At 52.3% G+C, this 13,327-nt stretch carries 10 protein-coding genes and 1 pseudogene; 3 read left to right on the top strand and 8 right to left on the bottom strand.

The annotated features are described in order from the left end of the window. Nucleotides 1–9 precede the first annotated feature (9 nt). The 3 genes from ACQE3D_RS08730 to cysM all read right to left on the bottom strand — a co-directional run bounded on the left by ACQE3D_RS08730 (nt 10) and on the right by cysM (nt 2,805). Entirely contained in the window at nt 10–498 is a 489-nt protein-coding gene (locus ACQE3D_RS08730; protein WP_064027115.1) for a L,D-transpeptidase, read from the bottom strand. Continuing rightward, the gene (gene rlmD / locus ACQE3D_RS08725; RefSeq protein WP_427551637.1) at nt 495–1,820 is read right to left on the bottom strand and encodes a 23S rRNA (uracil(1939)-C(5))-methyltransferase RlmD; all 1,326 of its coding nucleotides are present in this window, start codon (nt 1,818–1,820) and stop codon (nt 495–497) included. Before rlmD ends, ACQE3D_RS08730 begins: the two co-directional genes overlap by 4 nt. Before the next feature lie 94 nt (nt 1,821–1,914). Then, the gene (gene cysM / locus ACQE3D_RS08720) at nt 1,915–2,805 is read right to left on the bottom strand and encodes a cysteine synthase CysM (RefSeq protein WP_064027120.1); all 891 of its coding nucleotides are present in this window, start codon (nt 2,803–2,805) and stop codon (nt 1,915–1,917) included. An 83-nt stretch (nt 2,806–2,888) separates the two neighbouring features. Between cysM and ppk1 the strand changes: the two genes are divergently transcribed. Next, nucleotides 2,889–5,000 carry a polyphosphate kinase 1 gene (ppk1, locus tag ACQE3D_RS08715; RefSeq protein WP_269454749.1) on the top strand — a complete coding sequence of 704 codons (2,112 nt, stop codon included), beginning with the start codon at nt 2,889–2,891 and terminating at the stop codon, nt 4,998–5,000. Nucleotides 5,001–5,009: 9 nt separating this feature from the next. After that, a complete protein-coding gene (gene dnaQ / locus ACQE3D_RS08710; protein WP_427551635.1) occupies nt 5,010–5,738 on the top strand; it encodes a DNA polymerase III subunit epsilon in 729 nt (242 codons plus the stop codon). Nucleotides 5,739–6,188: 450 nt separating this feature from the next. On the opposite strand, the gene ACQE3D_RS08705 is transcribed toward dnaQ, so the two are convergent. The 5 genes and pseudogenes from ACQE3D_RS08705 to ACQE3D_RS08685 form a co-directional block, all read right to left on the bottom strand. Then, entirely contained in the window at nt 6,189–9,290 is a 3,102-nt protein-coding gene (locus ACQE3D_RS08705) for a hypothetical protein (RefSeq protein ID WP_427551634.1), read from the bottom strand. A gap of 878 nt (nt 9,291–10,168) precedes the next feature. Then, nucleotides 10,169–10,471, bottom strand: a complete 303-nt coding sequence (locus ACQE3D_RS08700; RefSeq protein WP_139306303.1) for a hypothetical protein — start codon at nt 10,469–10,471, stop codon at nt 10,169–10,171. After that, nucleotides 10,431–10,550, bottom strand: a complete 120-nt coding sequence (locus ACQE3D_RS08695; protein WP_427501530.1) for an HD domain-containing protein — start codon at nt 10,548–10,550, stop codon at nt 10,431–10,433. The genes ACQE3D_RS08700 and ACQE3D_RS08695 overlap by 41 nt, the downstream gene beginning before the upstream one ends. Nucleotides 10,551–10,939: 389 nt before the next feature. Beyond that, nucleotides 10,940–11,050 (bottom strand): annotated as a pseudogene (locus ACQE3D_RS08690) (transposase domain-containing protein); the annotation flags it as partial. A gap of 103 nt (nt 11,051–11,153) precedes the next feature. Continuing rightward, nucleotides 11,154–11,456: a hypothetical protein gene (locus ACQE3D_RS08685; RefSeq protein WP_064030776.1), complete on the bottom strand. Its 303-nt coding sequence runs from the start codon at nt 11,454–11,456 to the stop codon at nt 11,154–11,156. Between the two features lie 640 nt (nt 11,457–12,096). On the opposite strand from ACQE3D_RS08685, the gene ACQE3D_RS08680 reads away from it, so the two are divergent. Then, complete coding sequence (locus tag ACQE3D_RS08680; protein WP_427551632.1) at nt 12,097–13,245, top strand: GNAT family N-acetyltransferase; 1,149 nt, start codon at nt 12,097–12,099, stop codon at nt 13,243–13,245. The last annotated feature ends 82 nt before the right edge of the window (nt 13,246–13,327 follow it).

Here is a 13,327-nt window from a genome sequence, read left to right as displayed (position 1 = left end):
CGCTGCCGCTCAGGCGTGAATAAACACCCGGCAGCCGGGCGACACCATGTCGAACAATTCGATCATATCGGCATTGCGCATCCGGATGCAGCCGTGCGAAGCCGGCACCGCCTGCATCGCTTCATCCGGACAGCCGTGGATGTAAATATAACGCCAGGCGGTATCGACCTCGCCGTAGCGGTTCTTGCCCGGCTCCAGACCGCCCAGCCACAATATCCGGCTGAGTATCCAGTCGCGTTCGGGTTGGGTCAGTGCCAGTTCCGGAGTAAAGATTTCGCCGGTCGGTCGCCGGCCGACGAACACGGTGTTGACCGGGGCCTCGGCGCCGATTTTGGCGCGAATCCGGTGCCAGCCGGTCGGCGTGCATTCGCTGCCTTTCAGCTCGCCGGGCCCATTCTTGGCGGTGGAGACCGCAAACACCCGCATCACGCTGTCGTCTTCGATCAACAACAAACGCTGGTCGGCAAGCGATACGTCGATGTAACAATGTGGACTCATGGTTTGACGAATAATGCGATGGACTCGACGTGGGCGGTCTGCGGGAACATATCCATCACGCCCGCCTTGACCAGTTGGTAACCCAATTCGTTGACCAGAATACCGGCATCGCGCGCCAATGTCGATGGATTGCAGGACACGTAGACGATGCGCTCCGGCCGCCAATGCTTGAAGTTGTGCAACACCTCGGATGCGCCGGCCCGCGACGGATCGAGCAACACCTTGGTGAATTTTTGCTGGCTCCAGGGCTGATCCCGAACGTCCTTGGTCAAATCGGCGACATGAAATTCGACATTGTCCAGCCGGTTCAAGTGGGCATTCTCGCGGGCATGATTGACCAGCGGCGTGTCGCCTTCGATGCCGACCACGTAACCGGCGCGGGTCGCCAGCGGTAGCGTGAAATTGCCCAGCCCGCAAAACAAATCCAATACCCGGTCGGCCTTGGTCAATTCCAGCGCGGCCAACGCGCGGGCGATCATTTGCCGATTGATGTCGTAATTGACCTGGGTAAACATCGCCGGGCGAAAGTTGAATTTGACGCCGTATTCCGGCAAGGCGTAGCTTGGAATCACCTCCGGCTCGCCATCCAGCGGCACGATGCTGTCCGGTCCCTTGGGCTGCAGGCAAATGCTGATCTGGTGACGATGAGCAAATTCGCGCATCCGCTGCTTGTCCTCGGTAGTCGGCATTTCCAACACCCGAAACGCCAGCACGCATTCGCTATCGCCGATCGCGACTTCGATTTGCGGAATCTTGTCCTTGATGGTCAGGCCGGCGATCATGTCGCCGAGCAAGGTCAGTTTTTCGCCGACAATCGGGTGCATCACTTTACAGGCATCGATTTCAGCCAAATAGGGATTGCGGCGCTCGCGAAAACCGACCAGCACCCTGCCCTTTTTGGCGACCCATTTCACGCCCATCCGCGCCTTGGTGCGATAGCCCCAGTGCGGTCCGGTCAACGCTTCCCAAATCTGTGGAATCTCGACCTTGCCGATGCGGCGAAACTGCTCGCGCAGCAAATCTTCCTTGAAATGAATCTGCTCGGCGTCGTCGACATGCTGAAAACTGCAACCGCCACAACTGCCGAAGTGCGGACAGGCCGGATCGACGCGGTGTGGGTTGCGGTCGTGCAGTTTCACGACCATGCCTTCGGCGTAATCGCGGCGGCTGTCGGTATAGACGAAGTCCACGCTCTCACCGGGCAAGGCTTCGTCGATGAACACCACCTTGCCGTTGACGTGGCTGATGCCGCGGCCGTCGTGGGACAAGGATTCGATGGTAACGGTAACCGGGTCTAACGGAAGTTTTTTCTTGTAAGCCATTATTCAATTAACGTGGGTCGGATCGGCGCATCGCGATCCGACGGGACGGCGGGGAACTTTGAGGTCGGGCGATTTAACCGACGCCTTGCGAATTTCAGGTCGGGAAGATCCCTGTGGACAAATAACGATCGCCTCGATCGCAGACTATCGCCACGATCAACGCATTTTCTACTTGCTGGGACAATTGCAGCGCCGCGTAAACCGCGCCGCCGGACGACACGCCGGCGAAAATGCCTTCCTCGGCGGCCAACGCGCGGGTGGTGTTCTCGGCGTTGATTTGGTTGACTTCGATAATTCTATCCACCCGGCTGTCGTCATAAATCTTCGGCAGGTATTCCTTAGGCCAGCGGCGAATGCCGGGAATCTTGGACTCGCCTTCCGGCTGCACGCCGACAATTTCAATGGCCGGATTTTGTTCCTTCAAATATTTGGAGGTCCCCATGATGGTGCCGGTGGTACCCATTGAGCTGACGAAATGAGTAATGGTGCCTTGAGTGTCGCGCCAAATTTCCGGGCCGGTGCCTTCGTAATGCGCCAACGGATTGTCCGGATTGGCAAACTGATCGAGGATGCGGCCCTCGCCACGCGCTTCCATGGCTCGCGCCAGGTCTATCGCACCCTCCATGCTGCCCTTGGCCGGAGTCAGGATGATTTCGGCGCCGTACGCCTTCATCGATGCGATCCTTTCCGCGCTCATATTATCCGGCATGATCAGCGTCATTTTGTACCCCTTGATCGCCGCCGCCATCGCCAGCGCGATGCCGGTATTGCCGCTGGTGGCTTCGATCAGGCGGTCGCCCGGCTTGATCTCGCCGCGCGCTTCGGCGTGCTGAATCATGCTCAAGGCCGGCCTGTCCTTGACCGAGCCGGCCGGATTGTTGCCTTCCAGCTTGACCAAAATCGTGCAAGCATTCGCCACCGGCAATCGTTGCAACCGTACCAATGGCGTGTTTCCGACAAAAGCTTCTATCGTTGGAAAATTCATGAATCAAACATCCGATTAACGTTGGGCGGCGATTATAACAACTTCGGACGCTTAAACGCCGCCGTAACCTAAGGCCGAAGCATTTGCCTTATAATCGGCGCCAGACCGCCCCTTCCAGGACCGCCATGCAGCCAATCGAACTTAATAGCCCGGAGCTTTACATTAACCGCGAACTCAGCCTTTTGGAATTCAACGCCAGGGTCTTGGCGCAAGCGCTGGACGACAGCCTGCCGTTGCTGGAGCGCCTCAATTATTTATGCATTTCCTGTTCCAATCTCGACGAATTCTACGAAGTGCGAGTGGCCAGCTTGCTGCAAATGGCCGAAATGGACGCCAACGTCATCAGCCCGGACGGATTGACGATCAACGAGCAACTGGACCGGCTGTCGGTCAAGGCCCACGATCTGGTCGCCGAACAATACCGGGTGCTCAACGAAGTCCTGATTCCCCGCTTGGAGGCCGACCATATCCGCTTCCTACGCCGCGACCGCTGGAGCGCCTCGCAAAAAGCCTGGCTGGAAAAATACTTTAACGAAGAGTTGCTGCCGATTCTGACCCCGGTCGGGCTGGATTCCGCCCATCCGTTTCCGCGCATCCTCAACAAGAGTTTGAATTTCATCATCTCGCTGACCGGCAAGGACGCCTTCGGCCGGAATAGCGGCCGCGCCGTGCTGCAGGCGCCGCGCGCCTTGCCCCGCATCGTGCAACTGCCGCCGGCCGACACCGACAGCGGTCCGCACGATTTCGTGTTTCTTTCCTCGATTATCCACGCCTTCGTCAACGACTTGTTCAACGGCATGACCGTCAAGGGTTGTTATCAATTCCGGGTCACTCGCAACAGCGACTTCTTCGTCGACGACGATGCCATCGACGACTTAATGCTGGCTGTCGAAGGCGAATTGGCGATGCGTAATTACGGCGACGAAGTTCGCCTGGAGATCGACGCCAACTGCCCGGAAGAAACCGTCAACTTCCTGATGGCCCGCTTCGACCTGACCGCCGACCGGCTGTTTCTGGCCAACGGCCCGGTCAACCTGAGCCGGATTCAAGCGATTTACAGCCTGATCGAACGGCCGGAACTCAAGTTTCCGCCGTTCAAACCCAGCGTGCCCAGCGCCTTCGGCCGCAATAAGGATTTCTTCGCCAGCATCCGCAAACAAGATGTACTGCTGCATCACCCCTACGAATCGTTCACGCCGGTCGTCGATTTCATCAAGCAAGCGGCCGCCGATCCGGACGTGTTGGCGATCAAGCAAACCTTGTACCGTACCGGTGTCGATTCGCCGATCGTTGCCGCGCTGATCAAGGGCGCTCGCGCCGGCAAGGAAGTCACCGTGGTCATCGAGCTGCGCGCCCGCTTCGACGAGAAGGACAACATCGGCTTGGCCGCCAAGTTGCAGGAAGCCGGCGCCCACGTCGTGTACGGGGTGGTCGGCTACAAGACTCACGCCAAGATGTGCATGGTGTTGCGTAAGGAAAACAACACGCTGCGCAACTACGTGCATCTGGGTACCGGCAACTACCATCCCAAAACCGCCCGGCTGTACACCGACTACGGCTTATTCACGTGCGACAAGGAATTGGCCGAGGACGTGCGCCGGGTGTTCATGCAATTGACCAGCCTGGGCAAGGTCAGCAAATTGAACAAACTGCTGCAATCGCCGTTTACGCTGCATCCGGGCCTGATGAAGATGATCGAAAAGGAGATAGACCAGGCCAAGAAGGGGAAGTCGGCCAAGATCATCATCAAGGTCAACGCGGTGGTCGAGGAACAGGCGATCCGCGCGCTGTACCGCGCTTCCCAGGCCGGTGTCGAAATCAAAATGATCGTGCGCGGCATGTGCTGTCTGAAGCCCGGCGTGCCGGGGGTTTCCGAAAACATCGAAGTCCGCTCCATCGTCGGCCGTTTTCTGGAACACACCCGGATTTACGCGTTCTACAACGGCGGCGATTGGGCGGTATACGCTTCCAGCGCGGATTTGATGAATCGCAACATGTTCCGCCGCGTGGAAGTGTGTTTCCCAATCGGCGACCGAAAAAACATCGACCGGATTCTGGCCGATCTGGAAGGCTATTTGAGCGACACGGCTCAAGCGTGGTTGCTTCAGAGCGACGGCCAGTACCGCCGCGCCGAACGTGGCGAACAAGCGGCTTACCAAGTGCAAACCGAATTGTTGAAAGCCTTCTGCGGCTAAGGAGCAACGATGAGCTCGCGCCAACACCGGCAAATCGTACTGGATACCGAAACCACCGGCATCAATCCCAAGGAAGGTCACAAGATTATCGAAATCGGTTGCGTCGAGCTAATCAACCGCCGGCTGACCCGCAACCACTTTCACGTCTATTTAAACCCGGACCGGGAAATCGATGCCGGCGCCATCGAAGTCCATGGCATCACCAACGAGTTCTTGCGAGACAAACCGCGCTTCGCCGACGTCGTCGAGGATTTCATGGCCTTTACCGCCGGCGCCGAGTTGATTATCCACAACGCGCCGTTCGACGTCGGCTTTTTAAATCACGAGCTGAGTTTGCTGCCGGGCGAGACCCGCACCGTCGAATCCAACAGCAGCGTATTCGACACCCTGCCCTTCGCTCGCAAAAAACACCCCGGCGCCCGCGCCAGCCTGGACGCCCTCTGCAAGCGCTACGGCATCGACAACAGCCACCGGGAACTGCACGGCGCGCTGTTGGACGCCGAGATTCTGGCCGACGTTTATCTATTGATGACCGGCGGCCAGTTTTCGTTGCTGGAAGACACCGAAACAGAGCGTAGCGGCGAACAAGCCATCGTCCAGCTCTCCGCCGACCGGCCGCGCCTGAAAGTCATCGCCTGCAACGACGAAGAACAAACCGCCCACGAGCAGCGCCTAGCCAAAATCGCCAAAGTGTCCGGCAACTGCCTGTGGCTAGCGGAGCCGCCCGAGACCACTTAGGCTACGCAGCCCTACCCAACGAACTGCCTAAAACCGGCAATTTGCAAGAGCGATAACAATCAATAAGCTCACCCGCCACCCTTGAGTCGAAGGGCGGGGATTATTCATTCATGCGGTGATGGCGTTTGGGATAGAACGGCCACGAGCGGACCATCTCGCTTCCGCTTCTATGACCGCAGTGAAATGGATAGCCGCCTGAGGCTGTTTGAGATTGCACTACAGGGGCAGGTTTTGCGTAGCCTCGATGCAGCGTTAGCGGAATCGAGGATGTCGGCCATCCTTCATCAGACTAACATCGGCAATCTGTAATGGTGTTGGCCTTCGAATCCTCGATTCCATCGAGGCTACTTACTAAAGTCGTGCATCGCGTTTTGGTGAGGTCAAAGCTGTCGACCTTACCAAGCCGATTTTCGACAAAAAGAAATTAAGGCTTGGCGAAGAAGACAGCATCTACGAAGAAATTGTTAAGTTTGGGATAGATGCCTTAGGAAATCTTTTCCGCAAACGTTTTGCTACCATTCCAAGTTCCCAATCCATTTCTAAGCAATGCTCAACAAGTATTGCCGCCGTTCGGCTTGGTTTGCCGCCTTTGGCAAAGCAGGCTGACCAAGCATCTTCTGCCGCTTTGGGTTCCAGCATAGAAAGAATTCGGGTTAATCCCTCAGGCACATATTGTTCTAAAGTGCGAAGAAAAATATCTGCATCATCGAGAATGTTAGTTTGCTTTGATTGCAAAGATTCCGCAGCTTTTGACTCGTGAGGCGCAAGCAAATAAGGAACCAACTCTGGTCTCAGCTCACCAAATTGATGGATAACATAAACTGCGACTTTCCAGTTCAAAGACATATCTTCCCCTATGGCGATTTTCCCTCCCCGTTCTACTAGAGAGCAAGCAAGGCCAGGTGCCAAGATGGCTATTCGTGAAGGTAAAACTGTAATTTCATCTATATGGGACTGTATGACAGAAACAGCCTTCTTTCGTGACTCTTCATCCATAGATACTTGACAGATAAAAACTGTAGAATCGTGATCTAAAATCCCCCAATTATCTCCAATTGCTTTATCTATAGAATCCCAGTCAAGATGACGACACAAAATTGCAAATTGTTTTTTATTCAAGTTCCTGAAAATAGCGAGGAAATGCGCTGCGCTCTGGAATTCTCTTCGGGATACATTTGATATTTTTTCTGCTGCCTTTTTACAATCAATTTTCTTACACAATTCACGGGCAATTTCAACTCGTTGACGATCAGGTCTGTGCTTTCCCTTATTTACTCCGAGGGGATCAAAAACACGAAGAAAGCACATAAAAATGTCGTATTCAATCTGTCTAAAACTATTAACAGGATCAGCAGCTATAGTAACTTGTAGCCATGGTAAAGCGCACTTAATAATCTCAAAAGCAAAATCAAAATCATAAAAAGACAATGAGTAACAATATTTTCCGAAATCGCCAATATATTCATTTTCAGGCCATTTCTGAATAGTCTCTAAAATCCGACTCCGTTGCAACGCGGTATTGAACGAAGATTTCCATTCGTCACTACATACCAAAGCTACCCGATTAATCATTTCACCGATGGTATAAGCATTTTCAGGTGTAACTTCGCTGACTAACCAAGCAACCTTAATTGGATTGGCTGCTGATACGATTTGGGCAGCAAGTGTTTTGTCATTATTGTAAATATCGTTCAATAAACGACTTAAGCCAAAACCCATTGGATGAGTTGCCTCTGACAACCATTGTCCAAGTAGCTTAATCTCGCTGTCTTTTATCAGATGCTCCCAAGGTTCACCTATTTCTGCTATTAACAAACATGCAAACGTCTTGTCTTCTGCTGTAGATGCGTTCCAGCATCGTTGCATTAACGCTGTTCGGGTTTCCTCGTTAATCCATCGGCTGGGCCGTAGCTCATAGTACCAACGTAAGTCGAAACCAGTAAATCTCAGCTCATGAATCAAAATTCGCACACCAGCTAACGTTGTTGTCGAGCCTAAGACTATTTCTCTACAAACTTTGATAAATGAATTACGCTCAGACGCTTCTAAATTTGAGTAAATTCTGCCGATAATGGCGCTAGAAAAGCGTTGATGTGGACATCGCAAGTCACTCTCTGAAAGCAGAAGACGCTCAATTACCAACCAAGCCAATCCATTCTCGATTTTTTCAATAGTTAAACCAGCCAATATACCCAAGCGGAGCATGGTATCTTTTATTGTCGGTGAATCACGCGATGCCAATTGTTGAGCCGCAGCGATAGCAAAAATCAGGTCTGATTCATGCACTCGACTCGCGTCAGCAACTTCATTTGCCCGCCGCCAGCCACCACCTAAAATGAAGCAGAATTGCCAAGGAAATTCTGACGATGATTCTGCCGAATCAATGCGGCGTATCAAATCTTCATCAAATGATCCTTCTCCAACTCTATCATCGGCTCGCTTTACTGCTGCAAGGGTATTACTGAGATTCGTTTTTAGTTGTGCGGCAATTGTTTGAACTGCACGTTTTTGGTTAATTCGGATAGACCCACGATGCGTCTCTGTGCGATCCAACAACGTATGAATCGTAAGTAAAAATTTGCTTGGGCTCGTTTTATCTTCAATTTCCCTCAATACAGAAGCCTTCAACAGATGTGCATCATCGATTAAATATAATGTGTTGCGTTCATCGGCGAAATCTAAGCCCAAAAAATCAATATTAGGATTTGTGTCGTCAAGGCGCACAACAAACCAGCCTTCACATGCTAATGCGTATGCTGCTTGGTAGGCGCATACAGATTTACCGGAGCCTGGGTCACCAACAAGCCTTGTCGAATAAGCGCACTTTAGCTGCTGAATGATTATGCTAGTTTCAATTAATTTCGGGCAGGCAACCGCATCACTCGGGCCAAGTCCGCGCCCCATTAAGGCAGGCCCAAGATCACGGCTATTTGAAAAGCTAATAGAGTGCCATTTGTATTGTTTGATGTATGACGGTGTAATGGCTTGTATGATTGGAAGAATGCCTTTCGGTTGGATAACCTCTTCGGTAATTTGCTCAGATTGAGAATGTAATCCCACCTTTGCAAACGTATCATTTTGTTGCAACGTGGAAGTGGCTTTTCGATTAATCTCAAGTCTTTTTAGAATGCGCTCAGCTACCATCTGCGAACTAAGACCTTTATATTCGATGTCGATATATCCGTCTCCTGATATTATTCCAAACTCAGATAAATCACCTGGGTTACCAAAGCTTAGAAAAAAAACTCGGTCACTATCTAATGTGGCTATCAATTGGCGTATATGCCGCCATTCCAGTCTGCACCAGCGTTTTTGAGGATATACAGGACACAGAAACAATACAATTAACTCTGATTCTGTTCGGTATAGATTCGGCAGGTAAACATCTAAATCTGGTCTAGCGAACTCAGCATCATGATAATCGTCATAGAGCACCCCGTCTTCGCCGAATTTTTCAGCCAAGATGTCGGCTACTTGTTTAACAAAAGTTCTATGTTCACCGGGAAAAGACAGGGCAATCGAAAAGCGGTGACTTTTGTTGAGAAAATTCATTGGTATTTTAGTAAAACTGGTTGGCGGGGTACTACGATAAGCCTAGATTTTAACTGATAATTTTCATTTAAATGCTGGGTATCGACTCTCTCAACCCAATCCACCGAAGCCATTCTCAATTTGCCGTCCGGTATGGCATTTCAACCGGACATTTTGGATAACTAAACGAACTACCGCAACGGGTCGTTCGCGTCAATTCGCCATTTCCAAAAGCCGTCATTCACTACTGGCGTAATGGTATCAGAATCGATGGCTAACTTTGGGTTGGAAAAGGCGGCCGCTTTGCGACCGGAATGCCTGGCGGTTTTGAAGTCGGAATCGCTGGGTGGTTTGACCGGAATATGCAAGAGTCCTATCGAAGCCTGAACGGCAACATACTTGCCGCTGTAAATGAAAATCCCCGTCCGTCCCGCTTTTTGCCTTGCGTTTATTGCTCGGAGCGTTGCGCGCAACTCTTTTAGTGTTGCGGGAATCACTATTTGCCTTGCCCGCAAGGCTTTTAGTGTTACGCACAAGGCTCGGAGCCTTGCGTATATTGCTCGGAGAATTGCGCGCAACTCTTTTAGCGTTGCGGGAATCACTATTTGCCTTGCGCGCAAGGCTATTAGTGTTACGCACAAGGCTCGGAGCCTTGCGTTTATTGCTCGGAGAATTGCGCGCAACTCTTTTAGTGTTGCGGGAATCACTATTTGCCTTGTGCGCAAGGCTTTTAGTGTTATGCGCAAGGCTTGGAGCCTTGCGTGTATTGCTCGAAGCGTTGCGAGAATCACTTTTAGTGTTGCGGGATAGACTTTTTGCGTTGCGATCGAGACTGGGAACCGCGTTAATTGCCGGATTTGCGTTGAAAGCGCTGCTCCGGCGGCCAGCCGGATATCCCATTAGCGGTCGCGGTGGGTTAGAGCGGTTTGCGGCGAGTCGCGGATACCCAGTTGATCTTTGGTTTGCCCCATAATCCATGCGCGAATCCTTTCGGCATGCTTGGCGCGAACGAATTCTTGATAAAGAAAGCGATCTTTATCCTGATCTGAAAGTTTGGCGACCTTTGCTTTGTAGTCAGGGCCGCTTTGCCCAGAGAAAAGCACCTGCTCACAAAAATCAGTGAACCCCGATTCAGGTTTTACTCTAGCATTGAACTCATCTTTAGGTGACCAACATCCCCATGTCGTGAAAGTAGACAGCAAGTACAATCATCAACCAATCGGCATCGCTCATCACCTTTTTAGTTTGTTCAGGAATAATCCAATCCAGATTTTTTAACATCTCATCAATCCGGGAATCTCCCTAGAAGTTCCGGGAATGACCCCGGCGACGTTTTAAGCATTTATTTTTCCGTCGGGAACGGTAAAAATGCCGGCTAGAGGACAACCAACGCCAAGACGCGCATCTGATTCGCGGCCGCGCGCACCCTCGGCCAGTCAGTCTCTTTCCCTTTCGGAGTGGCGAGCGCGTATGCGCCGAACCGGTGCAATTCATCGGCCGGGGCAGTTCGGTTCAGAATGTCTAGGACCGATCGATTAGGGACGTCGAGCTAAATTCCGATAGCCCTAACTGATCACTGATTTTAGAGCTGTAAGAAAACGGCGTGGTTTAATGGTAAGCGTCCTTTAAACAACGTCGTTGATTTTTTGAATAAAGCCGTACGAGCTTGATTAGACCGTTGGGTTGACGAGATGCCAAGGCAGCAGGGCTTCGAAGTCTTCGATGTTTTTTGCCAATGGCAATTGACGGAACAACGCGACAAGATAGATGCGCGGCTCGATGTCCACCTCATTATAAATGGGCACTATCTTCGCTTCTTTCGACCTATTGATATAGATGCTGTTAATAGACTGCTTACCAAACAGAGGCTAGAAATTTTGAATTTTAATTCAACGAGAATTTAGCGATCATATCTTGCTGGATGTTGCGGACTCGGGCATTGAACTGGTCGGAATTCAAATCAACGAATCTCAACGGATCGTTTTTACAAAGCACGAATTCGCGTATCGTGTCGCGATTCCAGCACTGATAATTATCATGCACGGCTCTTAATACCGACTTTAATTTATTCACCGCATACAGCATGTCATCTTCCCTATCCGCGAAAGAAAACGTCATTAACTCCGCGATGGCTGACCTGACTTGAGTAAACGCATTATTCGAGTCAAATTCGATACTTTGTTTCATTCGGTTTATCCCTCTAATCGTTAGAAATTTGAATTCGGTTCTATTAGAGAAAAATATCGCATCGGGCTCTTAACTCAAACTTAACGGCAAGCCATGCCTAGGTTGCTTGTTTTGCGGAAGACGGGCTTGAGGAGGGGCTTGATTCGCCATCCAACCAGTCGGGCTGTCTCGACATTCTGGCTACCCCGAACCTACCCCTGTCTGAACCGCTCGCATTCGGTCTGCTCGCACGGCTGTGCATTCACCGCCAAGAAGGCCGAATTCACTACGCCGGGCCGCCGGCCAAGCCGTTCGCGAAGCCCAATTTTTTAACGACTCGAGGACAGCTTTAGCAACGCGGGCTTGGAAGCCGCTGGCAAGCGGCTTGGAATCGGTTTAGTATTCAAGCAACGGTGACGATCGCGCCAATCGTTTCAACCACGACAGTCTGCTCTGCGCTGCAAACAGCAGCTGGACAAACCCGATTCGGAAGGTAGAAATGATCGCTCCCGACCTGATTTCCCAAACCGTATCAGGGTCGGACGGCCTTTCTACGATTCGCTCCGAACTATCCCGGTAAGATTCCGGCTCCGTTTTTTATGCATCAGACGTACGCCATTTGCCATTTTCACCATCAGTCAGTTTCTCAACCAATTTTAAAATGGACGTAATTCCCTTGGACGACCTGGACCGCATCGACCGGGCGGTCTGGAACGAACTGACCGGCGACGGCTACCCGTTTTTATGCCACGAGTTTCTGACGGCATTGGAACACAGCGGCTCGGTTAGCCCGCGCGGAGGCTGGCGGCCGCAGCATTTGTTGGCGCTGGAGAATGGCCGGCCGGTCGGCTTGTTGCCGCTGTATCGCAAATCGCATTCCTGGGGCGAATACGTATTCGACCAACAGTGGGCCGATGCCTATCGCCAACACGGGCTGGCCTATTATCCCAAATGGTTGACCGCGATTCCGTTCACGCCCTGTCAAGGGCCGCGTTGGGCCGTAGCGCCCGGTGTCGGAAACGAAACGGTGCTGACAAGCTGGATTGAATACCTGCAAGACCGAGCCGAACGGGAAGCGGTCTCGTCCTGGCATTGTTTGTTCCCGCGGCCCGACGAGGCCGACAGGTTGCGTGCGTTGGGCATGAGCATTCGAGAAGGTGTGCAATTTCAGTGGTTCAATCGCGAGTACCGCGATTTCGCCGACTTTCTCGATACGATGACCGCCGCCAAGCGCAAGATGGTCAAACGCGAGCGCCGTAAGGTAGAAGAGCAAGGCATCGTCATGCAACGCGTCGCCGGCGCCGACGTCACCGACGAGCAATGGCAAGCCTTTTACCGCTTCTACGCGGCGACCTACATCAAGCACCACTCGCAACCCTATTTGAATCTGGATTTCTTTCGAGAAATCGCGCTGACCATGCCGCAGCGAATATTGCTGATCCTGGCGATCAACGACGACCGCTATGTCGGCGCCGCGCTGAGCTTGATCGGCACCGATACCTTATACGGCCGTTATTGGGGTTGCGACGAAGAATTCAGCGGACTGCATTTCGAAGCCTGCTATTACCAGGGCATCGACTATTGCATCGCCAACGGCCTGAGCCGTTTCGATTCCGGCGCCCAGGGCGAACACAAGATTGCCAGAGGCTTCGAACCGATTACCACCTATTCCGCCCATTGGCTGCGCGATCCCGGCTTCGCGGACGCGGTGGAACGTTTTCTGGAACGGGAGAAGATCGGCATGCAGCGCTACAAACTCACCGCCCAAGGCTATCTGCCGTTCAAACACGCTGGTCCGGATCGGCAGTAAACCTCCCCGCTGATCCAGCCTCGCTAGCCGAGCCATTGACCGCTTAGATTCGAATCGGCGATACTGCCTTTAACCGTGCAAT

This window comes from Methylomonas sp. MS20, assembly GCF_050275925.1.
Classification (GTDB): domain Bacteria; phylum Pseudomonadota; class Gammaproteobacteria; order Methylococcales; family Methylomonadaceae; genus Methylomonas; species Methylomonas koyamae_A.
The sequence above is the reverse complement of the archived record's forward strand: the minus strand, read 5'-3'. Positions and strand labels throughout refer to the sequence as shown.